The sequence below is a fragment of the Streptacidiphilus sp. PAMC 29251 genome, from assembly GCF_054208735.2.
In genome coordinates, this window is record NZ_CM135725.2 from 8,094,685 (window position 1) to 8,119,447 (window position 24,763).

At 66.3% G+C, this 24,763-nt stretch carries 20 protein-coding genes and 6 pseudogenes; 20 read left to right on the forward strand and 6 right to left on the reverse strand.

Annotation, left to right across the window (positions count from 1 at the left end):
* Nucleotides 1-220 precede the first annotated feature (220 nt).
* The 7 genes from ACXKR8_RS38335 (at nt 221) to ACXKR8_RS38365 (ending at nt 5,913) form a co-directional block, all read left to right on the forward strand.
* On the forward strand, nt 221-1,456 hold the full coding sequence (locus tag ACXKR8_RS38335; protein WP_458274984.1) for an ISL3 family transposase: 1,236 nt from the start codon (nt 221-223) through the stop codon (nt 1,454-1,456).
* A gap of 59 nt (nt 1,457-1,515) precedes the next feature.
* A complete protein-coding gene (locus tag ACXKR8_RS38340) occupies nt 1,516-1,806 on the forward strand; it encodes a transposase (protein ID WP_458266877.1) in 291 nt (96 codons plus the stop codon).
* Nucleotides 1,807-2,125: 319 nt separating this feature from the next.
* The gene (locus tag ACXKR8_RS38345) at nt 2,126-2,335 is read left to right on the forward strand and encodes a transposase family protein (RefSeq protein WP_462100717.1); all 210 of its coding nucleotides are present in this window, start codon (nt 2,126-2,128) and stop codon (nt 2,333-2,335) included.
* A complete protein-coding gene (locus ACXKR8_RS38350; RefSeq protein WP_462100008.1) occupies nt 2,278-3,360 on the forward strand; it encodes an ISL3 family transposase in 1,083 nt (360 codons plus the stop codon). Before ACXKR8_RS38345 ends, ACXKR8_RS38350 begins: the two co-directional genes overlap by 58 nt.
* Before the next feature lie 33 nt (nt 3,361-3,393).
* Nucleotides 3,394-4,236: an IS3 family transposase gene (locus ACXKR8_RS38355; RefSeq protein ID WP_458275200.1), complete on the forward strand. Its 843-nt coding sequence runs from the start codon at nt 3,394-3,396 to the stop codon at nt 4,234-4,236.
* A gap of 398 nt (nt 4,237-4,634) precedes the next feature.
* Nucleotides 4,635-5,450, forward strand: a complete 816-nt coding sequence (locus tag ACXKR8_RS38360; RefSeq protein ID WP_462100009.1) for a polymorphic toxin-type HINT domain-containing protein — start codon at nt 4,635-4,637, stop codon at nt 5,448-5,450.
* Nucleotides 5,443-5,913: an SUKH-3 domain-containing protein gene (locus ACXKR8_RS38365; RefSeq protein ID WP_458269148.1), complete on the forward strand. Its 471-nt coding sequence runs from the start codon at nt 5,443-5,445 to the stop codon at nt 5,911-5,913. Before ACXKR8_RS38360 ends, ACXKR8_RS38365 begins: the two co-directional genes overlap by 8 nt.
* A gap of 240 nt (nt 5,914-6,153) precedes the next feature.
* On the opposite strand, the pseudogene ACXKR8_RS38370 reads toward ACXKR8_RS38365, so the two are convergent.
* Nucleotides 6,154-6,390: pseudogene (locus ACXKR8_RS38370) on the reverse strand (tyrosine-type recombinase/integrase); the annotation flags it as partial.
* Nucleotides 6,391-7,134: 744 nt separating this feature from the next.
* Between ACXKR8_RS38370 and ACXKR8_RS38375 the strand changes: the two are divergent.
* Both ACXKR8_RS38375 and ACXKR8_RS38380 read left to right on the forward strand, forming a co-directional pair.
* Nucleotides 7,135-7,533: a transposase gene (locus ACXKR8_RS38375; protein ID WP_458266979.1), complete on the forward strand. Its 399-nt coding sequence runs from the start codon at nt 7,135-7,137 to the stop codon at nt 7,531-7,533.
* The gene (locus tag ACXKR8_RS38380) at nt 7,530-8,564 is read left to right on the forward strand and encodes an IS3 family transposase (RefSeq protein WP_458274906.1); all 1,035 of its coding nucleotides are present in this window, start codon (nt 7,530-7,532) and stop codon (nt 8,562-8,564) included. The genes ACXKR8_RS38375 and ACXKR8_RS38380 overlap by 4 nt, the downstream gene beginning before the upstream one ends.
* Here the strand turns inward: ACXKR8_RS38380 and ACXKR8_RS38385 are convergent.
* On the reverse strand, nt 8,544-10,913 hold the full coding sequence (locus ACXKR8_RS38385; RefSeq protein ID WP_462100010.1) for an NACHT domain-containing protein: 2,370 nt from the start codon (nt 10,911-10,913) through the stop codon (nt 8,544-8,546). The two genes, ACXKR8_RS38380 and ACXKR8_RS38385, sit on opposite strands and share 21 nt — an antisense overlap.
* Nucleotides 10,914-11,280: 367 nt before the next feature.
* On the opposite strand from ACXKR8_RS38385, the gene ACXKR8_RS38390 reads away from it, so the two are divergent.
* Entirely contained in the window at nt 11,281-12,681 is a 1,401-nt protein-coding gene (locus ACXKR8_RS38390) for an IS1380 family transposase (protein ID WP_458266600.1), read from the forward strand.
* Between the two features lie 369 nt (nt 12,682-13,050).
* On the opposite strand, the gene ACXKR8_RS38395 is transcribed toward ACXKR8_RS38390, so the two are convergent.
* The gene (locus ACXKR8_RS38395) at nt 13,051-13,362 is read right to left on the reverse strand and encodes a trypco2 family protein (protein ID WP_458269150.1); all 312 of its coding nucleotides are present in this window, start codon (nt 13,360-13,362) and stop codon (nt 13,051-13,053) included.
* Nucleotides 13,363-13,480: 118 nt separating this feature from the next.
* Between ACXKR8_RS38395 and ACXKR8_RS38400 the strand changes: the two are divergent.
* The 5 genes and pseudogenes from ACXKR8_RS38400 to ACXKR8_RS38420 all read left to right on the forward strand — a co-directional run.
* Nucleotides 13,481-14,199, forward strand: a pseudogene (locus ACXKR8_RS38400) (transposase); the annotation flags it as partial.
* A 63-nt stretch (nt 14,200-14,262) separates the two neighbouring features.
* Nucleotides 14,263-14,475: a hypothetical protein gene (locus ACXKR8_RS38405; protein WP_458269151.1), complete on the forward strand. Its 213-nt coding sequence runs from the start codon at nt 14,263-14,265 to the stop codon at nt 14,473-14,475.
* A 1,259-nt stretch (nt 14,476-15,734) separates the two neighbouring features.
* The gene (locus tag ACXKR8_RS38410) at nt 15,735-16,343 is read left to right on the forward strand and encodes a restriction endonuclease (protein WP_458269152.1); all 609 of its coding nucleotides are present in this window, start codon (nt 15,735-15,737) and stop codon (nt 16,341-16,343) included.
* Between the two features lie 102 nt (nt 16,344-16,445).
* Nucleotides 16,446-16,883: a MerR family transcriptional regulator gene (locus ACXKR8_RS38415; protein WP_458269153.1), complete on the forward strand. Its 438-nt coding sequence runs from the start codon at nt 16,446-16,448 to the stop codon at nt 16,881-16,883.
* Entirely contained in the window at nt 16,880-17,851 is a 972-nt protein-coding gene (locus tag ACXKR8_RS38420) for an NAD-dependent epimerase/dehydratase family protein (protein WP_458269154.1), read from the forward strand. The genes ACXKR8_RS38415 and ACXKR8_RS38420 overlap by 4 nt, the downstream gene beginning before the upstream one ends.
* A 94-nt stretch (nt 17,852-17,945) precedes the next feature.
* Here ACXKR8_RS38420 and ACXKR8_RS38425 read toward each other — a convergent pair whose 3' ends face one another.
* Nucleotides 17,946-19,223, reverse strand: coding sequence for a competence protein CoiA family protein (locus tag ACXKR8_RS38425; protein WP_458269155.1), 1,278 nt, complete (start codon nt 19,221-19,223; stop codon nt 17,946-17,948).
* A 279-nt stretch (nt 19,224-19,502) separates the two neighbouring features.
* Here ACXKR8_RS38425 and ACXKR8_RS38430 point away from each other — a divergent pair, with 279 nt between their 5' ends.
* From ACXKR8_RS38430 to ACXKR8_RS38440, 3 genes and pseudogenes are all read left to right on the forward strand, one after another.
* Complete coding sequence (locus tag ACXKR8_RS38430; RefSeq protein ID WP_458269156.1) at nt 19,503-20,087, forward strand: DUF4365 domain-containing protein; 585 nt, start codon at nt 19,503-19,505, stop codon at nt 20,085-20,087.
* Nucleotides 20,026-20,298 (forward strand): hypothetical protein, encoded by a 273-nt coding sequence (locus tag ACXKR8_RS38435; protein ID WP_458269157.1) that lies wholly within the window; start codon nt 20,026-20,028, stop codon nt 20,296-20,298. The genes ACXKR8_RS38430 and ACXKR8_RS38435 overlap by 62 nt, the downstream gene beginning before the upstream one ends.
* Nucleotides 20,299-20,322: 24 nt before the next feature.
* Nucleotides 20,323-20,609, forward strand: a pseudogene (locus ACXKR8_RS38440) (transposase); the annotation flags it as partial.
* A 12-nt stretch (nt 20,610-20,621) separates the two neighbouring features.
* Here ACXKR8_RS38440 and ACXKR8_RS38445 read toward each other — a convergent pair.
* A pseudogene (locus ACXKR8_RS38445) lies at nt 20,622-21,377 on the reverse strand (ISAzo13-like element transposase-related protein); the annotation flags it as partial.
* A 39-nt stretch (nt 21,378-21,416) separates the two neighbouring features.
* Between ACXKR8_RS38445 and ACXKR8_RS38450 the strand changes: the two are divergent.
* Nucleotides 21,417-22,775, forward strand: a complete 1,359-nt coding sequence (locus ACXKR8_RS38450) for an IS4 family transposase (RefSeq protein ID WP_458269158.1) — start codon at nt 21,417-21,419, stop codon at nt 22,773-22,775.
* Between the two features lie 17 nt (nt 22,776-22,792).
* On the opposite strand, the pseudogene ACXKR8_RS38455 reads toward ACXKR8_RS38450, so the two are convergent.
* A pseudogene (locus ACXKR8_RS38455) lies at nt 22,793-23,743 on the reverse strand (ISAzo13 family transposase); the annotation flags it as partial.
* 63 nt (nt 23,744-23,806) lie between these two features.
* Here ACXKR8_RS38455 and ACXKR8_RS38460 point away from each other — a divergent pair.
* Nucleotides 23,807-24,700 (forward strand): annotated as a pseudogene (locus ACXKR8_RS38460) (IS3 family transposase); the annotation flags it as partial.
* Nucleotides 24,701-24,763: the final 63 nt, after the last annotated feature.

Consider the following 24,763-nt stretch of genomic DNA (forward strand, 5'->3'; position numbering starts at 1 on the left):
TGGGTGACGATGCCGGGTGTGGTGTGCCCCGGATGCAAGGAGCCCGCAGGGATTGGTGATCATGGTTCTTGTCTAGAGAAACCGATCACGAACACCTGCGGGCTCGAACATCAACGATACCTGTGCCGATACGGACGCGACACTGCTGCTGGGCCTGGAGGGGCTGGGGGTGATCAAGGTGGAGGAGGTCGGGCCGGCTCTCGTCGTGCACGTGGCGACGGTGGACGAGGGTGCGCGGGCATGCCCGGAGTGCGGAGTGCTCTCCACGACGAGGAAGGGCCCACGTCTCACCCGCCCCCGCCAACTTCCTTACGGTGGACGACGTGTGGATCTGCACTGGCACAAGTCCCGTTGGTTCTGCGCGGAACCGCTGTGCCCGCGCGGCTCGTTCACCGAGCAGGTCCGCGAGGTGCCAGCGGGGGCCCGGCTGACCCGCGCGCTGCGGCGCGAGGCCGGACGCGTGGTGGCCGACGACGGCCGCACGGTCGTACAGGCCGGCCGTGACCTGGGCATCTCCTGGCCCACTGCCCAAGCTGCCTTCGAACAGTACGCCGAGCTCGTCCTGCCTGATCAGCCGCCCGTGACCGAGGCCGTCGGCATCGACGAGACCCGCAGGGGCAAGCCGGTCTGGCGGGAGAACCCCGAAACGGGCACATGGGAACTGGTCGCCGACGCCTGGCATATCGGCTTCGTCGACGCGGTCGGCGGCCAGGGCCTGCTCGGGCAGGTCGAGGGCCGCAACGCCGCCTCCGTCGCCGCCTGGCTCACCCTCCAGCCCGAGACCTGGAAACAGCGGGTCAGGTACGTGGCCATCGACCTGTGCGCCACCTTCCGCGCCGCCGTGCGCACCGCCCTGCCCCACGCCCGAATCGTCGTGGACTGCTTCCACGTCGTCCAGCTCGCCCAGCGCCACCTGGCCGACCTGCGCCGCCGCCTCACCTGGAGGCACCACGGCCGCCGCGCCCGCAAGGGCGACCCCGTCTGGAGCGTCCGCAAGCTCCTGCGCCGCAACAAGGAAGACCTCACCACCACAGAACTGGCCACGCTTGCCGACGAGTTGACCGATATGGGTACCTACGGCAAGCAGATCCTCGACGGCTGGCGTGCCAAGGAGCTCCTGCGCGACCTGCTGCGGCTCACCGCCAAGCACGCCCACGTCCTTCCCGACCGCTCCGCGGTCTCCGCCGCCCGCTACCGCTTCCAGGCCTTCTGTGCCGACCGCCCCTACCTGGTCGAACTGGTCACCCTCGCCGAAACCGTCGACCAGTGGTGGCACGGCATCGAGAACTACATCAAAACCGGCATAACGAACGCCGCATCCGAAGGCAACAACCGCGTGATCAAGCTCGAAGCCCGCAAGGCCTACGGCTTCCGAAACCGCCGGAGCCAACGCCTGCGATCACACTGCGCAACCACCCGAAGGGCACGCGGAAAGCTGACGACCCATCAACTTTGATGACCCGCTTTCGTGGACACTGGAAGTAGTTCACTCAAGTGTCAAGTGGGAAGTGCACGATGGTTTCAAAGCGGAAGAAGTACACCCAGGAGTACAAGGCAGAGGCCGTAGAGCTAGTGGTGAGCTCCGGCCGGCCCGTGGCTGAGATTGCCCGGGACCTCGGTCTGAACGAGGGAACCCTAGGAAACTGGGTAAATGCCGCGAAGAGGAGCGGAAGCATCAAAGACAAGCCGCTGACCATCGACGAGCGCGTCCATATGAAGGAACTCGAAGACGAAGTACGGAAGCTCCGCATGGAGCGGGACTTCCTAAAAAAAGCAGCGGCGTGGTTTGCGAGCCAGAACCAATAAAGTTCGCCTTCATCCTGCAAGTCCACGACGAGCAGGTCGGCAAGCCGGGTCTTCAAACTTGATGGGCCGTCAGCGGCTTGAGCCAATTGACTGTCACGTTGGGTGACGATGCCGGGTGTGGTGTGCCCCGGATGCAAGGAGCCCGCAGGGATTGGTGATCATGGTTCTTGTCTAGAGAAACCGATCACGAACACCTGCGGGCTCGAACATCAACGATACCTGTGCCGATACGGACGCGACACTGCTGCTGGGCCTGGAGGGGCTGGGGGTGATCAAGGTGGAGGAGGTCGGGCCGGCTCTCGTCGTGCACGTGGCGACGGTGGACGAGGGTGCGCGGGCATGCCCGGAGTGCGGAGTGCTCTCCACGACGAGGAAGGGCCCACGTCTCACCCGCCCCCGCCAACTTCCTTACGGTGGACGACGTGTGGATCTGCACTGGCACAAGTCCCGTTGGTTCTGCGCGGAACCGCTGTGCCCGCGCGGCTCGTTCACCGAGCAGGTCCGCGAGGTGCCAGCGGGGCCCGGCTGACCCGCGCGCTGCGGCGCGAGGCCGGACGCGTGGTGGCCGACGACGGCCGCACGGTCGTACAGGCCGGCCGTGACCTGGGCATCTCCTGGCCCACTGCCCAAGCTGCCTTCGAACAGTACGCCGAGCTCGTCCTGCCTGATCAGCCGCCCGTGACCGAGGCCGTCGGCATCGACGAGACCCGCAGGGGCAAGCCGGTCTGGCGGGAGAACCCCGAAACGGGCACATGGGAACTGGTCGCCGACGCCTGGCATATCGGCTTCGTCGACGCGGTCGGCGGCCAGGGCCTGCTCGGGCAGGTCGAGGGCCGCAACGCCGCCTCCGTCGCCGCCTGGCTCACCCTCCAGCCCGAGACCTGGAAACAGCGGGTCAGGTACGTGGCCATCGACCTGTGCGCCACCTTCCGCGCCGCCGTGCGCACCGCCCTGCCCCACGCCCGAATCGTCGTGGACTGCTTCCACGTCGTCCAGCTCGCCCAGCGCCACCTGGCCGACCTGCGCCGCCGCCTCACCTGGAGGCACCACGGCCGCCGCGCCCGCAAGGGCGACCCCGTCTGGAGCGTCCGCAAGCTCCTGCGCCGCAACAAGGAAGACCTCACCACCACAGAACTGGCCACGCTTGCCGACGAGTTGACCGATATGGGTACCTACGGCAAGCAGATCCTCGACGGCTGGCGTGCCAAGGAGCTCCTGCGCGACCTGCTGCGGCTCACCGCCAAGCACGCCCACGTCCTTCCCGACCGCTCCGCGGTCTCCGCCGCCCGCTACCGCTTCCAGGCCTTCTGTGCCGACCGCCCCTACCTGGTCGAACTGGTCACCCTCGCCGAAACCGTCGACCAGTGGTGGCACGGCATCGAGAACTACATCAAAACCGGCATAACGAACGCCGCATCCGAAGGCAACAACCGCGTGATCAAGCTCGAAGCCCGCAAGGCCTACGGCTTCCGAAACCGCCGGAGCCAACGCCTGCGATCACACTGCGCAACCACCCGAAGGGCACGCGGAAAGCTGACGACCCATCAACTTTGATGACCCGGCAAGCCACGCCGCTTCATATATCCCATCAACTTCATGTGCAAGATGCTGGACGTATCGCGTACCGGATTCTACTCGTGGATCCGCCGTGAGGAGTCCGCACACGCACGACGCGATGTCGAACTTACCCGACTCATCATCGCTATCGACAAAGTCAACAGGGGTCGCTACGGGATCGACCGGATACACGCGCAGCTGGCCCGCCAGGGCGAGCGCGTGTCACCCAAGCGCGTCCGACGCCTGGCCAGGGCCGCTGGGCTGGCGTGCATCCATCCACGGCCCTACAAGGCCACCACCGTCCAGGATCCGGCGAACAGGCGCGGCCTGGTGGACCTCGTCGAGCGGAATTTCGTCCCGGAAAAGAAAGACCAGATATGGTACGGTGACATCACTTACATTCACACCGCAGAAGGCTGGGCCTATATGGCGACAGTCATCGACGGGTATTCGCGGAAGCTCATCGGCTGGTCGGTCGCTGACCACATGCGCGAAGACATGGTGATCCAGGCGCTAGACATGGCGATCCGAAATCGCCAGCCGGCACAGGGTGAAGTCGTCATGCATACAGACCGTGGCAGTCAGTACACCGGTAGTAAATTTCGCGACCAATGTCTTGACAGCGGAATCCTGCCTTCGGTAGGAAAGACGGGGATCTGCTTCGACAACGCCGCAGCAGAGTCGTTCAACGCAACCCTGAAAAAGGAATTGATCCACCTGCACGTGTGGACAACAATAAAGCAGGTCGGGAGTGCAATATTTGAATACACCGAGTCTTACTACAATCGACACAGGATTCAACGTGAGCTCGGCTACCTATCTCCCTATGAATACGAGAGTGGGTCCACACTAAGCGCAGCACTAGCAGCATAAAAGACTGTCTTCGAAATCGGTCGGCCTCCACTCGACGGCCCTGACGTCATCCATGCACCTGATGGTGGGGCTATCTACGGAGATGCCACCCTCCCAGACGGGACAAAGATCGACGACCTTCCCGCTGACGCCCAGGAGGACGCCCAAGCTGCTCTAACGCGCGAGGAGAACCAGGCGGCCCACGCCGAAAGGCGCCTAGCAGCAGCTGATGCTGCAAGCGCAAAAAGCGACGCCATGAGCGCGGCCGATGACCTCGCAGCAAAACGCGGACATGCCGATGCGGAACTCCAAGCCGAGCGTGCGGCTGCGGCCAAGACGCAGCCCTCTGATGCTGCCACAGGGCGAGTGACACAAGTACGGGTGCCAAGTGCAGCTTCGCTCCGATAACACTGGTACTGATGAGCGATGGCACCACCAAGCCAATCAGCACCATCCATGTCGGCGACAAGGTCGAGTCCGCTGACCCCACCACCGGCAAGGATGTCGGAGGCCGCACGGTTCAGCACATCTGGATCAACCACGACGCCGACCTCCTGAACGTCACCGTCAACGACGGAAACGGCCGCACCAGCACGATTGACACCACCGCCAACCACCCCTTCTGGGATGACACCACTCATGCTTGGACCCGGGCCGACCACCTCAAGTCCGGCGACAAGCTCGCCAGTACCAAGAAAAACCATCCCATGGTCCTGGCTACCAAGGCCACGCCCGGAGCAGCAGACCGCTGGAACCTTACCGTCGCCCAACTCCACACGTACTATGTGATGGCGGGGACCACTCCGGTTCTCGTGCATAACACGTCAAGTGCATCGTGCGATCTGACGGCACTGAAAGACTATGCGAACCAGGAGCGGACCCCTCCGCCGGGAGTGCGTCGGACCAGTGTGGTTACCCAGATCACTCAGCAAACGCCAAGTGGTCTCTACGTGGTCATGGCGAAGAGTCAGCCTCGTACTTTGCTTGATGTTCCGAACGATATGGAGATCTTCGTCCTTGATCGGAAAATACACCTCGGCTGCGGTGAGATTGGCTGCTTGGCGCAGATGATAGGGGATGGCGTGGACCCAACTGGGGCAACCTCAACCTCTCTATTTGTCAGAGGTCCTGACTCGAAGGATGCTGGGCTTCACGGCAGCGTTATTGATCCATGTGGTCGTTGCAAGGCGACCCTTGATCACCTCGGCGTAGATTGGACGTCCGCAGATGGATAGAGCATTTCTTTTTGATGCAAATGCCGCATTGGAGCCGACACGATCAGCTCTGGTAGCCGCTGGATGGTCGCCCAATCGCTATGTCGATATGAGCTTGCAATCCGAGGATTTTGCGCGCTGGGGTGTGCCGATGCATACGTGCGCCAGACGTATTCTTGAGCAGCTCTACGGCTTGAAGATTGAACCTTTCGTCTTGGAGGGGGAAAATTATTCTGTAGACTCTCTGGATTTCAATCCGAATGCTGCGGCTGAAATGGATGTGATTCTGGAGCTCAATCATCTCTTTGGAGATGACTTCTTTCCAGTGGCACTGATGTACGTGAGTGGCATCTATGTTTCTGCTGCAGGAGTGACGGTCTGCTCTCAGCAGGATGAATTCTGGAAGGTCGGCGATAAGTTTTCCGAATCTCTGGACCGACTGATCTGTGCGGAAGGTGAAATCGAGCGCTTCGATCGATTGTAGATTTACATGAAATCGGGACTCCAGTCCCTGTGTCGGCTATCTCGCATTTGGCTAGGGATCGGCAGATCGGCAGTCAGTCATGTAGTATGCTGGTATTTGGGTGAGTCGGTTTGCTGAAACGCTTTTTGATTCACTGATGGAAATTGTGCCAGGGCTTGGCAGGATAAAGGATAGAGGCCCCACCAGATGTGATTCTGGTGGGGCCTCTGGTGTGTCTTGACGGCAACGGCGACGGCAACGTCAGCGGACGAAGATCCCAGAAGTGGGCGGGTCCTCTTCGTCGCCGGGCTCGGCGGGAGTGGCGACGTCGGGGATGGCCAGGGCGTTGCCGAGGGCTTCGATGGCCTAGTGCTGGAGGCGGAGGCGGACGTGGGCGTAAATCTCGGCGGTAACGGCAACGTGGGCATGGCCGAGCAACTGCTTGATCACGACGAGGTCGACGCCTTGTTCCAGGAGCAGGGTGCCGGCGGCGCGGCGGGGTGTCGATGGGCTGCGCGGACACGGTGGCCTCCTTGGAAACCTGCTGGGTCCACGGTAACGGCGGCGTAGGCCACGGGTCAGCCCTTCGCCACACTGACTGGGGCGCCCTAGGGTGATGGGCAGGAACCGGACCGGCTTGCCGAGCTGCTCCGCAAGATCCAGTACCGCCCTAGTGGAGCTGCCGTTGTAGCCGGTCGCGTCGCTGACGACCACGACCTTGTCCGCCAGATCTTGTGGCGGTGCAGGCGGTCCAGGCGGAGCTTCAGGTCGTTGGCTTCCTGCAGTCGGCCCACAGCGCCCAGCCCGGGGAGCGACGTCTCCTACAAAGCGGCCCGGAGCATCCCACGATGATCAACTGCTTGGTCGTTCAGCCAACCAGTCGCGCAACTCATCATGTCGGAACTGGTAGGCCCGCGCAGTCACGCGGAGTAGACCGACACTCGCTGCCCAGTGCAGAAAGGCATTGAGACGCCAAGGCAGCTGCCGCCCCCGGGCTATGAGCAGCATTCCTGCGTAGGAACGACTCACCTCCGAGACGAAGCCGGGCCCACTGCCGAGCCAAGCGGCGGTTGCGGTGGCTACGGCCAAGTATGGTGGCAATGAGAACCAAGGCTCCGCGAGACCGATGTACAGGGCCAGGCCGAAGCCCGGAATCCCGGTAATAGCCCTCTCTGACAGTCTCGACTGAGACGTCCGGTTCGTCCGGGTTAGTCTGGATGGGCGAGACAGGAGATTCCCGGCATGGCTTCCAATACCACCACCTCACGCACAGCCCCCGAGCCCGACCCGGCCCCGCGGCCGAAGCGGCGCACGTTCACGGCGGAATACAAGCTGCGGATCGTCGCTGAGTACGATGCCGCCCCCAGCGGGGAGAAGGGCGCGGTCCTGCGCCGCGAGCGGTTGTACCACTCGCACATCATCGAGTGGCGGGCCGCGCGAGACGCCGGAGCGATGGCCACGCTCGCCGACCGGCGGACCTCGCCCGCACGCCCCAAGAGGCCCGCCGAAGCAGCCGAGGCCGAGCGGCTGCGCAAGAGGCTGGCCGTCGTGGAACGGGAGCTGGCGCAGAAGGACGCCGCCCTGGAGCTGCTGGGAAAAGCTTCCGCACTCTTGGAACTGCTCTCCAAGAGTGCGGGCTGAAAGCCGAGGCCGAGCAGGTCGCCGACGAGCTCTTCCAGTCGCTGGAGCGGGAGTTGAACACCACTGCGGCCTGCCGGCTGACCGGTCGCTCACGGGCCACGCACTACCGTCGGCTCAACCCGCCCCCGCCGCGCGAGCGCGCTCCGCGCCCCTCGCCGCCCTCAGCTCTGGCTCCGGCGGAGCGCGCGCGGATCCTGGCACTGATGAACAGCCCGGCCTATGCCGAACTGGCACCTGCCCAGATCTGGGCGCGCGAACTGGACGAGGGCCGCTACTACTGCTCAGTGCGCACGATGTACCGGATCCTGGAGGCCCAGGGCCAGACCGGCGAGCGCCGCCGCCAGGCCACCCACGCCGCCAAGTCCATCCCCGAACTCGTGGCCACCGCCCCCTCGCAGGTCTTCAGTTGGGACATCACCAAACTGGCCGGACCAGACAAGGGCATCTGGTACCACGCCTACGTCATCATCGACATCTTCAGCCGCTACGTCGTCGGCTACACCGTGGAGATGGCCGAATCGGCCGAGCGCGCCGAGGAGTTGATCAGCGAGACCGTCGAACGCAACGGCATCGCCCCCGAGCACCTGCACGCGGACCGCGGCACCTCGATGACCAGCAAGAAAGTCTCGCAGTTGCTCATCGATCTGGGCGTGACGCGCTCGCACTCGCGCCCCAAGGTCTCGAATGACAACCCGTACAGCGAAAGCCAGTTCAAAACCACGAAGTACATGGCCGACTACCCGGCGCGGTTCGACTCCCTGAACCACGCACGCGAGTGGTTCGACTCATTCATTGCCTATTACAACCATGAGCATCGCCATTCGGGCATCGGGCTGCACACGCCTGCGTCCGTGCACTTCGGCACCGCCGGCCAAGTCCAGGACCAGCGCGCCGTCACGCTCAACGAGGCATACGCCCGCCACCCCGAACGCTTCGCCCGCCGCCCCCGCCCGCCCAAGATCCCCGATCAGGCGTGGATCAACGACCCCGCCAAACGCAGAGAACCCGAATCAGCACAACAGAGCGCATAACCGTACGAACGTCTCATTTGACTTGACACGTTCCGTAGCCCCGACTAGAAAGTCGCGGTGCACTGCAGTGGATGGGGTTGGTACGCCGTCATATTCGGGGTCGGGCATTCCGCCTGTGCGGTGCTGGCGGAACGCGATCCCGCGAGGAATCCCGAGCAGTAGGCCCAGTGCCCCTGCCCCCCAGCCTGCAGCTATGCCGCCGTCCGCGCCGAACCGGCCGAGCACCCTGTCGGCAAGTACGCCCGTCACCAGAGCGGTGCCCACGCCAACCACAGCCACTACCTTCGTATACACGTCCTTGCGGACCGCAACGGCGAAGCCCAACCCGAAGACGAAGGCGAAGCCGCCACCGAAGGCAAGGCCGAAAGTCGGGTCTGTAAACCGCGCGATTACCAGCCCAGAAGCCCCGCCCACGATCCCTCCGAGCCCGATCCGCGACAGGCCAAGCCGACTGCGGAGCCGTGCCGGGTTGATGTCCCTGGGCTGAACCCAGCGCCGCTGTACGGCCCATGCGGACGAGATCGGCAGCAGCGCGATCAAGCTCAGCAGTAGAATCCCTGGACTAGGAAACATCCCACGCCGCGCGCAGTCGATGGCTAGGCAGGCTAGTAGCGGGGCCCATAGCAGGACGGTGAGCAGCGCGGCTGCCAGCCTCGGAGCGTGCGGGCCTGTGATAGGCCACAGTCGGTGCGGCACGATGTCCTGCCGAGACGGTGGATGCCCAGGAAACGTAGGGATTCCCTCAGTAACCATGAACCGGGCAAGCACGGAAAGCCAGTAGAGCGCGGCTTCCTCGCTGTATGCATGACGACCGCGACCTGGTCTTTGCTGTGCGACCCTCGCGGGGACCAACTGCGAAATTAGCCGCTTTCGCAGTTCCTGGGCTGTGTTCGCGCCAGCGAAAGGCCCAGATCCAAGTGCAGGGCTTTGGAGTGATTCGCTGTGCCCACCGCCCAGGATGTCGCCAGCCAGGCTGAGCAGCCATGGGCTGTTCAGGTCTGCGTCCGATTCGGTTTCTAGCCCAACGAGGACCGAGGCATCGACATGGCGTTTGCGCAGGTACTCCTGGGCGGCGCGCGAATCCACTGGATCGACGAGAACAACAGCGCTCGTGGGCAAGAACCCCTCTCCTGAGACAGTCTCCAGGCGGGCAAAAGCTTCGCGTCGACAGGTCAGCACGAATGCGCCTGAATACTCTTCCATTGCTTCGAGAGCGCGAGACGCGCGAAGGTCGTCGGACGCCACTGGGTCCATTTCGTCCAGGCCATCCAGCACTGGCACCAAACGGCCGGCACGAATCAGCTCGCGTACGGCAAGGACGTCGACGCCTTCGAGCGCATCCGCGGTTGCGGTGGCCGCCCAGTCCAGGAATGCCGCTTCGTCGGGGTTCCAGTCAGCCAGACTGATGACATAAGCCAGGGGCCCTGAGTCCTCCTGTAGCAAGGAGTTCGCCAGCTCCAGCGCCAGCAGTGTCTTACCCGATCCAGCTTCACCGGTGATCACAAGCCGCCGCGGGTCAAGATCTAGGAAGTATTCGGCGACCGTTGCGAAGCTGCCATGCGTTGATGCGTGCAGCGGCTGCAGTCTGGCGGTTGGGTGCAGTTGGAACGTCACATCGATGGCAGGACGGCTCGACCTCCCGTGCTCGCCGTGAGGCAGCAAGTTCCGCCGCCGCCGTGCCACAGCGATCCGGAAACCCGTCCGTAACGCGTCCTCGACCCCGGTCTGGGGTAGATCAACTAGTCTACCCTTGTCGCCCGCTTCCTCTGGTTTGCGCTGGAGCAGTCGTAGGCCGGCACCGAGCATAGCTAGCGCACCCATGGCAGTCAGCCCATCCGATCGTGCGGTCTGTGTCCAGAGCTGTGCGGTTAAAACCAACGCGCCGAAAAGAAGAAGCACGTTTGCCGGCCGCAGCCACGAAGGCCACCCCGGGTCGGCCGCATGGTCTGATGCTACTTGGGGGGCCAGTGCCGGAAGCGTGTCGTCGACAAGTTCAGGTTGGGCGTGAGGGTGGGTGATCTCGTGGACCACCGGTGCTACGCCATGGGCAACCAACGCCTCGCGGAATCGCCGGATGGTGAGAAGGTGATCGATCCTTGCGGCAGCAAGCCACGGCGCTCCTGCGGAATCCCTTCGCTCCCTGCCGCGGTTGAGGGCGAGTACGCCGATAAGAGTTCCACCGCACCAGACGGCGCTGCCCGAAGCGCCATCCCAGAAGTCTAGGCCGTCGTGGGCTACGGGGATGTGCTTGGCATCGACAATGATCTCGACCATGCCGCGCTTGACAGCGGTGCCCTGCCCCAGCCTCGCCCGAGTCAGCAGGGTGTCCTGGATATTGTTCCAGAACATGCCCTTGGGGTATCCGACAGCCCAGCAGGGGAGATCGACCTGACGGGGCATGGCACCGAAGACAACGGGTTCTAGATCCGTTTCCACCCAATTCGGGTCAGTGATGCGCACCAGTGCTGCATCACTGTGATCTGCAGCGATTCCGACCTCCGGCGGCCCGGCTGGCCATAGGAGCTCCGCATGGTAGTGAACTGGATCTTGACCAGGCCCCTGCAGTCGAGTCACTTCAAGTGGCCGTCCTCTGAACCCGAATCCACCGATGAATGACCTGTCCGAGGCCTGGACATAACGACGCGGATGCCCTCTGACCTGGGACGATGGGACTTCCTACAGAACCAAGTCGCCAGAACGAGAGAACATCCGCGAGATGCAATCCTGCCATGCCGCCACAGCGGTTTCCGCCGTCTTCGACGAGCCGAACCTGATCGCCGATGCCGGGCTGCTGTCGCTGGTCCGGCTGGCCGAGCGGGCCGGCCTGCGGCAACTGGCCGCGTCCGCGCTCCGCATCGAGGGCGCCGACAACAGCGGCGGAGCCAACCCGGCCGCCAAAGTGATGTCGCTGATCAGCGCGATGTGCGCGGGCGCGGACAGCATCGACGACGCGGCGCGGCTGCGGCACGGCGCGATGGACCGCGCCTTCACCTCGGTCCGCGCGCCCTCCACCCTGGGCACCTTCCTGCGCTCCTTCACCCACGGCCACAACCGCCAGCTCCACCGCGTTCACCGCGACTTCCTGGCCCGACTGGCCCGCAGCACCCCACTGCTGCCCGGCGCCGACACACTGATGTTCATCGACATCGACCCCACCCACCGCCGCGTGTACGGCCACGCCAAGCAGGGCGCGCAGGTCGGCCGCCTCAAGGGCCAGCGCACCCTGCACCCGATCCTGGCCACCCTGTCCACCCCGATCGCCCGGCCCGTGATCGGCGCGGTCCGCCTGCGCCGCGGCAAGGCCGCCGACGTCCGCGGAGCCGAGAGCTTCGTGAGCGAGGCCCTGGCCATAGCGAAGGAGACCGGCGGCACCGGGATCCGCCTGGTCCGCGCGGACAGCAAGTTCTACACCGCCGACGTGGTCGCCGCCTGCCGCCGGGCCGGCGCCCGATTCTCCCTGACCACCGGCATGAACCCCTCCATCGCGGGCGCGATCTCCCGCATCCCGCAGGAGTCCTGGACGGCGATCCGCTACCCGGACGCCTTCGTCGACCCCGACACCGGCGAGATGGTCTCCGACGCCGAGGTCGCCGAGATCCCCTACACCGCCTTCACCGGCCGAAGGAAGTCCGAGCACGTCACCGCCCGGCTGATCGTGCGCCGGGTCCGCCGATTGAACGCCGAAGTGGCCCAGGGTCAGGGCGAGTTGTTCACCGCCTGGCGTTACCACCCCGTCTTCACCGACAGCTCCTTCGCGGTGCTGCAGGCGGAACTGCACCACCGGCAGCACGCCGTGGTGGAGCAGGTGATCGCGGACGGGAAGTCCGGGCCTCTGGCCCACCTGCCGTCCGGGAACTTCCAGGCCAACGCCGCGTGGCTGACCCTGTGGGCGATGTCGCACAACCTGCTGCGGGCCGCCGGTGCGCTGACCTCGGTCTTCCACGCCAAGGCCACCACAGCGACCCTGCGCGCCCACCTGGTCCACGTCCCGGCCCGGCTCGCGCGCACCGCGCGCACCAAATTGACGGTGCATCTGCCCGAGCACTGGCCCTGGCGCGACGCCTTCACCGCCCTGTTCGAGGCCGTCCACTCCCCACCGCCGCGCCCGGCGGCCTGACCGCCACAAGATCCCGCACCGCGACGGCCCGACGGCCACCGGCGACAGCGCCACCAACCGCTCCCGACCCCGCACAACCCCTCGGACAGGCCGCGACCCGCGCACGGCGGCTACCGCACACCCTCAACCTGTTGCCCCCAGCGGCCGACCGTCCACGGGCAGGAGAGCAACCCCGAAATGATCAGCCGGTGGATTCGGGCTGAAGCCCTCTGGAGCCGCAACGTGATAGGCCGTCAGGATGAGCCGGTTAGCGACAAGAAAGCCCGAGCCGCGTCTGGCCGCGTCTGGAGAGACCACCTCGACCACTCGCGAAAGCTCCACCACCACACATACTCCCGCTCAGAAGCACCCGACTCGTGGGAATTCCGCTCAACGCTGGCCGGCCGCCCAGTCACCCGAGATACGCGCGTCATGGCCCGGTGATTCCTCAGGCTGCAGCGTGAGCTTGATCCGGTGCATGCGCTCGTCGGCGATTGCCCCCCTAGCGTCGGCGCTCCAGGGCAGCACGAGGATGCGCGTGCGCGCCTCGCCCTCTTTCTTCACTGAAACAGTGAACTCAAGCTCCACTGGACCAGTCCGGAATTTCAGGGGCTCACTGGCTCCGGCGGACATGGCCTCTTGGAGCTCTCTGCGCACCGCACTGATGGTTTCGTTCAGTCCAACCCACGGCTCATGTGCCACAGCTCCCCCAATTCCGCTGTCTGCGCGCTCTGTTCACTGAGGCTACAGGCCTCACGCATCATGGGTGTCATTCCTCAGAGATCGACTGTCCGCTGCAAGGATGATGGCGTCAGCGCCTGTCCGCGAACGCTGGAACCAGGTCCACGTCCTGCTCGGCAAAGGCGTGGGCCTGCTCGAATGCGCCCGCCGCCTGAACCTGGCGCTCAACACCGTCAAACGCTACGCACGCAACCAGGAACCCCAGGCTATGCGCCGCGCCCCGCAGTACCGGCCCACGCTGGTCGACCCCTACCGCGACCACCTGCGCACCCGCCGGTCCGCGGACCCCGCCGTGTCCGTGCTGCAGCTCTTCCGCGAGATCAAGGAGCGGGGCTATACCGGCAGTCTCAACCTCCTCTACCGCTACCTCACCCAGGGCCGCGCCGAAGGAGAGCGGTCAGTCATCACTCCGCGCCACCTGGGCCGACTTCTCCTGACCTGCCCCGACAACCTGTGCGACAAGGATGCCGAACTCCTCCGCGACCTCACCACCGCCTGCGCGGAGATGACAGACCTCGCCCGCCTCGTCCACGAGTTCGCCGAACTCCTCACTCCCACCGCCGGCAACGACACCAAACTCACCGAATGGATCACGACCGTCCGCGGCTGCGGCCTGCCCCACCTGCACACCTTCGCGAACGGCCTCGAACTCGACCGCGCCGCCGTCAACGCCGGTCTCACCCTGCCGCACCACAACGGCCGCACCGAAGGCGTCAACACACGCACCAAGAGAATCATGAGGCAGATGCACGGCCGAGCCGGCATCCCCTCCTCCGCCACCGCATCCTCCTCCCATAGCCATCACTCAGCGCCACCACCGAATATGGGCCAGAGCCCTTCACCGTACAGACCCTCACCTAGATGGCGGACGCCGGCGTCCCGCCGCATGTCCTCAGGGAGATCGCCGGGCACGGCCAACTCACCACCACGCAGCGGTATCTGCACCCGAGCAAGCGCTCCGTGCACCTGGCGGGCACAGCCCTGAGCGCCTACCTCGCGGCCGGCCGCGAGATGCCTGACCCTGTCCCGCCCACCAGCCCAGATTCAGCGAGGCACCTGCGCTCCGTGGGCTGACGCTCGATCACCGATCGCTCTGCCCGCCCCTCGGGACCTGCTCCCGCGGTGGCGGGCAGAGTCGCGTCCGGGGCCAGTTCACTGCCTGCACGACGCGCTCGGATTGCCTGTTTCCGGAGCGGGGCGTTCCGGAAGTGGCTGGATGTCATCGAAATGTTGGCTGAAATTGGTCGCCCCCTACCTACGCTCATTACGCAGAGTAATCGGAATCGGGCCTCTTTTGAGGTCCCATAAGCCGCAAAACGGTCACGGACATGACCCGTGGTCCCAAAGTGGTCCCAAGCAGTATGCGAACTACTTTCGGGCGAATCTGACGCACCCTCAGCAAGAAGGCCGCTGACCTGGAGTTTCCTCCTGCCAGCGGCCTTCTTTTTTCTGTCGGGACGACAGGATTTGAACCTGCGACCCCCTGACCCCCAGCCCGGTAGGTGTACTATATTTGCCGTTATGATGCACTTTCAGTCACGTACTGAGCGTGGAGAATGGGCATCTTCGAGTACTTCGCGCATGGGTGGTCGAGGTGTGTGGTCCCCAGCTGGTCCCCGGCATCCATTGGCTACGGCAGGCCAGGGTCAGTCTCCTCCTATACCTGCGGTGACCGGTGGGCATGTCGCCATCAAAAGCGCCGGGCGGTGCCATCCTGTTCGGCGTTCCCGGAGCCTCTGGGTGTTCTGCAGTCGGCGATCCATGCCGGGAATTGCCGATTGCCACCGCCACCCTGTGTGACATCAGCTCAGGCCCGCTGGAAGCAGACCTACAACCCGTCGTGCCGGCGCGCTGTGCCAGCGATGCCGGGCGTGCCCGGCATCCGCTCGTGACAGCGCTCCCTTTCAAGCAGCAGAACGTCCACCGTCGGGCACTACGTGCATGGCAACGCACAACGTCTGGTCCCAAAGTGGTCCCAAGGATGGCTGTAACTCGCAGTGATACAACTCATCTGGCACGCCTGCGAGCGTCATCCGACCCGATCACCGCTCCGGGCGGATCACCCAGCTCAAGGGCCGGGGCCAGCGCGGAGCCGCCCTGCTTGCTCCCAGTGCCTGTGGGCTGCCGGGGGAGCGGGTGATGGGTCCAGGAGGCGTCGAGGCGGTCTTCCCCGATGGCAGGGAACCCGCTCACACTGCAACGGGCGACATCGGCATGAGGGGGATGCAGTGGCGAAGCAGCGTGCGCGTCGATTGTCGGGCCGCAAGAAGCGGGAGCGGCGTCGGAGGTTACGTCTGGCGGGTATCTCCGTGGTCGGGCTCCTGCTCATAGCCTTGATCCTCTTCTGGGCGAAGGTGTGGCCCTACGTCCTCGGCATCGCGTTGCTGGCCGTGGTCGGCGTCGCAAGCGGGCGCCTGTGGCGCACGCACCGCAGGCTGCGCGGGGAAGACCAGCGGTGGCGGGCCGAGGACCAGGTCCGTGCCGGCCACCGCACGCTGGCCGAGGTCGACTCGATGTCGGGCACCGAGTTCGAGGAGTTCGTGGCCGGGCTGTGCCGCAGGGACGGATGCACCCGCGTCCAGGTCGTCGGCGGTGCCGGCGACAACGGTGCGGACGTCCGCGGGATCATGCCCGACGGGCGCAGTTTCGTGATCCAGTGCAAGCGCTATACGCCTTCCAGCGCCATCGCCAGCCGTGAGATGCGCGACCTGCTCGGTGCCCGGGTCCACTTCAAGGCGGATCTGGCCGTGTTCGTCACCACCACCCGCTTCACCCGCCCCTCCGTGGCCTTCGCCCAGGAGCACGACATCCTCGCTGTCCACCGCGACCACCTGGGCCTGTGGAACAGCGGCACCACCCTGCCCGCCCTGGCAGAGGTCAACGGAGCCGGCCAGGGGGACCGCCACCACCAGGCCCGCTGGAAGCAGACCTACAACCCGTGACGCCACCGCGCTGGTGCTGTGACCGTGTAGGTTCGCCGTGTTCGTGGTCCGTTCCGCTGCCGGGTTTGCCTTCAAGCGCTTGAGGTGTGTGACGCTGCGGGTATGACAGCGTTCACCATCCAAGACGTCTCACGGCGCAGCGGGCTGAGTGAGCCGACCCTGCGCTACTACGAGCAGGTCGGCCTGGTCGGCCCGATCGACCGCGACGAGCAGAGCGGACACCGCCGCTACCGCGACGAGGACCTGCACACCCTGGAAGCCCTGGCCTGCCTGCGTGCGGTCGGCGTGGGCATCGAGGACATGCGCACCTACCAGGCCAACCTCGGCCGCCGCCAGGAGAGCGCGGGCGAGCAGCGGGACCTGCTGCTGCGGCACGCCGAACGGATCCAGGCGGAGATCGCCGCCCGGCGGCTGCGGCTCGAGTACCTGCGTGAGAAGGCCGCGCTGTGGGATGCCCGCGACCGCGGCGACACCGTCGCCGAGGCCGCAGCCGTTCAGGCGTCCATGGACGCCGCCCGTCGTCTGGAGGTGCTGCGATGAGCCCGGTTCTGGTCACCGGCGGCAACGGCTACCTGGGCACGCAGCTGATCGCCGCGCTGCTGCGGGAGGGCAGGACAGTGCGCGCCACCGTTCGTTCCAAGGGCCAGGAGGAGGGCCTGCGGACAGCGGTGCGCCGAGGCGGAGCCGAGGACGCCGGGCTGGAGGTGGTCACCGCCGACCTGATGTCCGACGACGGCTGGGCCGCGGCCCTGGCCGGCTGCGAGGAGGTGCACCACACCGCCTCGCCGATTCCCTCCGTCCAGCCGCAGGACCCCGACGAGCTGATCGTCCCGGCTCGCGCGGGCTCGCTGCGGGTGCTGCGCGCCGCCCGCGATGCCGGGGCCCGGCGGGTCGTGCTGACCTCCTCCTTCGCTGCGGTCGGCTACACCCCCAAGCCCAGTGCTGACTACTCGGAGGAGGACTGGACCGATCCGGACACCCCGGGACTGGCTCCCTACCCCCGCTCCAAGACGGTCGCCGAACGCGCCGCCTGGGAGTGGATGCAGCGCGAGGGCGGCGACACCGAGCTGGTTGTAGTCAACCCGACGTTCATCCTCGGTCCAACCCTCACCACCGACCTGCGCTCCTCCACCCACCTGGTCAAGGCGATGCTGGACGGCACCATGAGCGTCGCCCCGCGGTTCCGCTTTGGCCTGGTCGACGTCCGCGACGTGGCCGACGCCCACCTTCGCGCCATGGCGGTGCCCCAGGCGGCGGGCAAGCGCTACCTGGCCGTCGCCGACGGCCCCACACTGACCTTCCTGGAAGTGGCCGCGATCCTGCGCCGCCACCTGGGCCCGCAGGCCGCCAACGCCCCCACCACGCAGGCCCCCGGCGACGAGCTCCCACACCTGGTCATCCACAACGACCGCGCCCGCGCGGATCTGGGCTGGCGCCCCCGCGCGGTCGAGACCACTGTCGTGGAGACCGCCGAGAGCCTGCGTGCGCTGGGCCTGATCGGCGGCTGAGCCGCACGGCACAACCCGGCGAACCTGCGCGGTCAAAGCACTGGGCGGTACCTGCGCGTTCCCTGTGGTCCGCGCAGGGCACCGATTCATGCCGTCAACGGCGTCCCGCAGTGACTCGGGCGCGGCAGCTTCCACAGGCGTGCCGGCCGCTGGCTCCGTAGCGGTTGATCGGTGTGCCGCATCCGGCGCACGGGCCCACCTCCCAGGGCCTGCAGTGCTGCAGAGCGGCTGCGGCACAGCGCTGTTGTTCGGTGAGATCGAGGCGCTGCTGGATCTGCGGGATCACGAGCAGCCGAGGGGGGACCTCGTCGAAGGTGTGCAGTCCGGTGCCGCCGACGTCCCCGCGCCGGGGCCGGGGGTCGTTGAAGACGAACGTCTCGTCCCCGTACCGGCAGGTCGGGTCGAGGTCCTGCTTGGTGAAGGTCAGGCCGTCCTCGGCCTCGGGCTGGGTGGGTTCCTTGTCGTCGCTGGGCCCGTAGATCTCCAGCCACCGCTCGCGGTCGGCGGCGGGCACCCACATCAGCGAGAAGCTATGGGGATCACGCTGACTGGGAATGCGCATCGGCAGGTACTCGCCGTCGGCGCTGGCCACGACTAGGTGGTCGACTTCGGTGGGCGGTTTCGGCGGCAGGCACAGCACGGGAAGCATCCATTGCGCGTGGAACCGGCCGCAGGAACTGCCCGTGTCAGGACAGGGCCGCTCACTGCTCGGCAGGCACTTCCAGCACTGGAGGTGCCGTACGCCCGCGCGCACCAGCATGGTCTGCGGGGAGGCGATCTCCTTCCAGGTGAAGTCGTCGACCCGCGCCCACGGTGCCCGATCGATCAACGTGGCCCGGTCGCTGTTGGTCACCCACAGCGGCACGATGCCCGCGTCGGCGGAGGCCTGGGAGCGGCGACGGACCGTGCCGGCGGTGATCGGCGCGTACTGCGCCTCCCATCCGATGCGTCGGCCTCCGGGTCCGGTGACCAGGACATCGCTGCGGACCTTGCCGTCCGCGCTGCGTGCTTCGACCTCGGCGGCCAGGCCGTGGCGCTCGGCGCTGCGCGCGATGCGCTCCTTCATGGCCTTGTGCTTGTCGCTCTCCTCGGCCGTCGGGATCCTGCGGATCGGCAGGTGGGCCGCGACCAGGACGCTGTGCCCATTGACGGGCCGACGCTGGATCGTCATCCACGGGGTGTGCTCTCCGTCCTCCTCGGCTTGGCAGACACCGTCGTTGTGGTGCTCCAGGCACTCCAGGAGTGCACGGTCGCGCTTGTCGATCGGCTGGGTGATCTCCTCCAACAGTCCCGGCCGGTCGGGATTGCCGAGATCTGCGTGGCTGAGCTCGATCACGGTGCGGTACCCGGTGTGGAACACCCCGTTCGCCATGCATATGAGCGTAGAACCGGGTTGTGATATGCGACAGGGAGCGCACCCCGCTGGCGGCGATGCCCGGGCTGCGTGGAACGACCTGAAGCAACCGCCTGGCTGGCGGCAACTTGACGTGCGCGACGCGGACCGCGCTTCTGCCGGGTGGGCGACGATGCTCGACGCTGGTGCGCTTGATCACCATCCACTTCCAGCGGTTTGTGTCAGTGCCACCACGTACTGTGCTGTATGGGAGCTTGCGCCTCACCGAGCTTGGCGCCGGTCCCTGGGAGGACGGGAATGGCCGACCGCAAGACGATGACCAAGCAGACGCTGATCGGGGAGAAGGGCATCGACCTGATCAATCGGCGCTGTCTGCAGATGGGGTATCTCTTTCACCCGCGCCGTGTCGATCACGGCATCGACGGCCACATCGACCTCGTGGAATCCGGGACCGGCGCCGTGCTGAACCTGACGCTGTTGGTGCAGAGCAAAGCGCAGGAACGGCTGTTCCAGGGCGAGACTCCCGATGGCTTCCACTACCTATGCGATCAGCGGGACTTGGATATGTGGTTGTCCGGGAACGCCCCCGTCATTCTGATCTTCTCCCACCCCGAACTGGAGGAGGCCTGGTGGGTCGAGGTGAAGGCCGCCTTCCCTGATGCGGCGACCCGCGCGCGGCGCACCATCCGAATCGATAAGGCGACGCAGAAGTTTGACCGCGGCGCTGCTGGACCTGGCCATGCCGAGGGACGCCGGGCTCTACCTGCACCCGCCCTCGCTCATCGAGACCCTCACCACCAACTTGCTGCAGGTGGCAGCGATGCCCGACTCGCTGTTCGTTGCCACCAGCCGCTTCGGCAGCGACTACCGCGCAGCCGGTGAGGCGCTGGCCATGGCAGGGGAGCGGGTCGCCGGTTGGATCCTGCGCGACGGCATGGTCTACTCCTTCGCCAACCTGCGTGAGAAGCCCGGGTCGATCCTGTGCGAAGGCGACGTGGAGGAGCACGAGAGGGCGGAGTGGGCCGACAGCGACGACCTCGACATGCGCGGGCCTTTGCCCTTGATCGAGGACACCCTGATCATTGGATCGTGAAGATCCATAGGACAGGAGTTCCCGTTGGGGACGTCGAAGTACTCGCCTGAGTTTCGGGCCGATGCCGTCGCTTTGTTCCGGGCCAGCCCCGGGCGTACGTATGCCGCGGTGGCCAGGGACCTGGGAGTGAACCACGAGACGCTGCGCGTGTGGGTGCGCGAGGCCGAGCAGGCCGCTGTGCCCGGCGCGGCGGCGTCGAGCGCCTTGGAGAAGGAGAACAGGCAGCTCAAGGCCCGGGTGAAGGAACTCGAGATGGAGCGGGAGATCCTGCACCGGGCAGCGAAGTATTTTGCGGGCGAGACGAACTGGTGAGGAGCCGTAATTCAACTACTGCCTGTTTCGATCACGGCTTTCAGTGCTTCGACGCTCCGTGGCGGGTGGGTCGGACGGTGGGCAAGGATCGCGGTCATCTCGGTTCCCCCGAAGGCCAGGAGCGGCCTGCTCGCGTGGGCGTGGTAGGCCACGGTGGTCTGGGGGCGGCGGAGGAGTCGGGCGATCAAGGTGATCGTGACAGTGTTGCGAGAGCTGAGGAGGGCAGCCAGCACCCGATGGCGATGGTCAAGGACCCCGAAGCCGGGGTTGCGGCCCCGCCGGTCGCGGCCCTCGGCTTGGCGGTTTGCTTCAGCCAGGAGGTCTCGGCAGGGTTCGAGCCGGTGGACGAGTTGGTCGAACTGCTCGCGGGTCATCCCGGTCAGAGCTGGGTGGGTCAGCAGATAGGTGACATCGGGCGGGATGGCCGGTGTCGGCGGACGGGGTGGCGGGCTGGGCGCCGCGGGGGCGCGAGGGGCGATGACGTAGTTCCACTCGCCGTGGAACTCGTCGCGCGTGACGCGCTGGGACACGGCCCGACGTTCGGCCTTGGTGAGCTTGCGGCCCGTGGGGTAGTCGTTCTCGTCGAGGACGGCCTGGACAGTCAGTCCGGTTTTGGTTCGGGTGGCGGAGATGGTCTGGAGTAGGACTTCGTAGCTGGTCAGCGGCTGTCCGCGGAGGCTGTGGGTGATGCGGGAGAACAATCGGTGCTCTACCTTGTTCCACTTTGAAGTGCCAGGCCAATGCCGTTGCTTGAGATGGCAAGCAGTTGTACGTGACGTCGGCTGGGTGCGGTCGTTGTTCTGGGCATGCATCCGTGGGTGGGGTTATCCGATCATGTGCGCCTGGGGGTGCTCACCCGGTGGGTGACGCCGGAGCTTGTCGCCGAGGCGTTGGCCAAGTGCGGGGTCCGCGACAAGAAGCCGGGCGCGTTGCCGGCCGGGTTTATGGTGTATTTCACCCTCGCGTTGGCGCTGTTCCAGCAGGACTCGTACGACGACGTGGCGGAGAACCTGGTGGGCGCGATAGCCGGGATGGGCGAGAATGTGCCGAACAAGGCGTCGTTCACCCGGGCTCGGCAGCGGCTGGGGCCGCGGGTCCTGGAGTACGTGTACCGGGCCCTGTCCGGCCCACTGGCCCAGGAGGACCTCCCCGGTTCGTTCTACCAGGGGATGCGCCTGGCCGCGGTGGACGGGTTCGTGCTCGACGCGCCGGACACAGCGGCCAACCGGACCGCGTTCGGGGGCCCGTCCAAGAATGGGCAGCCGGCGGGGTTTCCGCAGGTGCGGGTGGTGACCTTGACCGAGTGCGGCACCCATGCGCAGGTCGACGCGGCTGTGGGAGGCTTCAACGGCGGTGAGCGGGACCTGGCGATCGCTCTGGCTGGCTCGGCGGCCGGGATGCTCGTGGTCATGGACCGCAACTTTCCCGGAGTCGCCCTGTGGAAGGCCTATCTGGAGGCCGGATCGCACCTGCTCCTGCGGGCCCGTTCACCGGTCGCGCACCGACCGGTCAAGCATCTCGGTGACGGCACCTACCTGGGGAGGATGAACCTGGCCGGGCAGAAGGGCGCGCACCCCGGCGGGGTGCTGGTGCGGGTGATCGAGTACCGCGTCGACGGCGGCGAAGTGGTGCGGCTGCTGACCGACCTACTGGACCCGGCGGCTTTTCCGGCGGCCGAACTGGCAGCCCTGTACCGGGAAAGATGGGAGGCGGAGTCGGCGTTTCGGCAGATCAAGACGTTCCAGCGCGGACCGGCCGAAGTCCTGCGCTCCGGCGACCCCGATCTCGTGCGGCAGGAGGTGTGGGCGCACCTGGCAGTGCACCACTGCCTGACCCGGGTCGTCATGCAACTGGCCGACGACAACCGGATCGACCCGGACCGGATCTCGTTCGTGAAGGTCCTCAAGCACACCCGCCGCAGCGTGGTCCGCCAGAGCGCGAACACCCCCACGAAGATCAAGAAATTCCTGGCCGTACTCGCGATGAAAGTCCGCCGCAAACTCGACAACGGAGCCAGGCGACTGCGTGAGGCTGACCGGCACCTCAAACGGCCGGACTCGAAGTACTCCTCCAAACTCACCTACCGGATCAACAGCCGCGACCGGCGGCCCACGCGGCGCATCACAACCAAGGTCATCACCCTGCACCACGCGATACTTCACTGACTCAAGCAACGGCATTGAGTGCCAGGCGGGAAGTGAGCGACACGGATGCTCAGTCCGAGTTCGTCGCAGAGGGCAGCCAGGTCCATTTTGAACAGCACGGAGTCGGCAGCGTTCGCCCCGCCGGCGTCTGCAGTGATCAGCAGGCTGGTGGCGTCGGGGTAGTCCCAGCGGCCCTGCTTCATCCACCAGCGCCGCAGTGAGGCCGCGGCGAACGCGGCGGTGTTGCGGTCGGTGCCCACGTTGACCCAGCCGGAGTCATTGGCGAGGTCGTAGATGCCGTACGGGATCGCGATCGGGGTGTCCGGGTCGGTGAAGTCGTGGTCCGGGGCTGTGACGGGCTGGCCCTGCGGCCGCCAGCTGCGGCCAGCGCGGGCGAAGTCGCCGATCGGCTCCTTCTGCTTCGCGTCGATGCTCACCACTGGCAAGCCCTGGGCCAGGAACTGTTCGACGGTGGTGTTGATGTGCCGGAACTGCGCGTCACGGTCGGGGACTTGGGCCCCAGCCCTGGTCTTGGCCATGCCCTGCAGGCTGAACCCCATCTGATGCAGCAGTCTGCCGACCAGCGAAGCACTGGCCGGGTGCCCGGCCGCCGCCAGTTCGCCGGCAAGGTCTCGCAGCGACGCGGTGGTCCAGCGCAGCGGGGAGACCGGATCTCCGATCTCCCGCGGCTCAATCAGCGCCTCCAGCGCCGCGACCAGGCCGGGGTCACGCTCAGTGGCGGACTTGCGCCCGCCTCCTGCCCGGCGCACCCGTCCAAGGGGGGCCGCCCCTTCGATCAGCTCGGCGCGGCCCCGGGCGACGGTCGACTCCGACACTTCGGCCAGCCGGGCAACCGCCTTGGACCCGCCATGCCCCAACGCCTTGGCCTCGGTGGCCAGATACAGGCGGCGCTGCCGCTCGTCGAGGTGCGGCAGGAGCGCCGCGAACTTCACATCCAGGACCGCCAGGACCCGTTCCGGTATCGCCACAACAATCCGTATACCACCAGCGATGACTCGGAAGGACCATAACTCCCACTTATTCCGTTACATCTCCTGAGCCGCTTCACGTTCGTTGCCGACCACCACAGCGCCTACGGCGTGAAGCGGCTGTGCAGGCTCCTGCATGTCTCCCGTTCCGGGTACTACCGCTGGCTGCGGGCCGCGCCGGCCCGCGCCGAGCGCGAGCACGCCGACCAGGTCCTGGAAGCGCGCATCGCCGAGCTCCACCAGGAGTCCGACGGCACCTACGGCAGTCCCCGGATCACCGCCGAGCTGCGCGAGGAGGGCCGGATGGTGAACCACAAGCGGGTGGCCCGGCTGATGCGCCGCGGCGGGATCGTGGGGGTACACCTGCGGAAGAGGGTCCGCACGACCGTCCCCGCCCCCGACGCGGTCCCGGTGCCGGACCTGCTCCAGCGCGACTTCACCGCCTCCGCGCCAAACCAGAGATACGTCGGAGACATCACCTGTCTCCCGGTCGGCGAGGACCGCTTCCTTTACCTGGCAACGGTGTTGGACCTGTACTCCAAGCGCCTGGTGGGATGGTCGATCGCCGACCACATGCGCACCGGGCTGATAGTCGACGCTCTGCGGGCCGCCGCCGGCACCCGCGGCGGGGACCTGCGCGGGGCGATTTTCCACAGCGACAACGGGGCCCAGTACGTCTCCAAGGAGTTCGCCGCCCTGTGTGGTGAGTTCGGCGTGGTCCGATCGCGCGGGGCTGTCGGCACGAGCGCGGACAACGCCGCCGCGGAGTCGTTCAACGCCAGTCTGAAGCGGGAGACCCTCAAGGGCGCCAAGCGCTGGCCCGGTGCCCGCGCCGCCCGCCTGGACGTGTTCCGCTGGGTGACCCGCTACAACACCCGGCGACGGCACTCCGCCCTTGGCCAGCAGAGCCCCATCCACTACGAACAACGATCAACTACGCTGACCCTCGCCGCATGACACCCGGTGTCCTCGATCAAGGGCGAAGCCCCTGGAGAGCGCGCCGGGGTCTTGAGCGGCGGT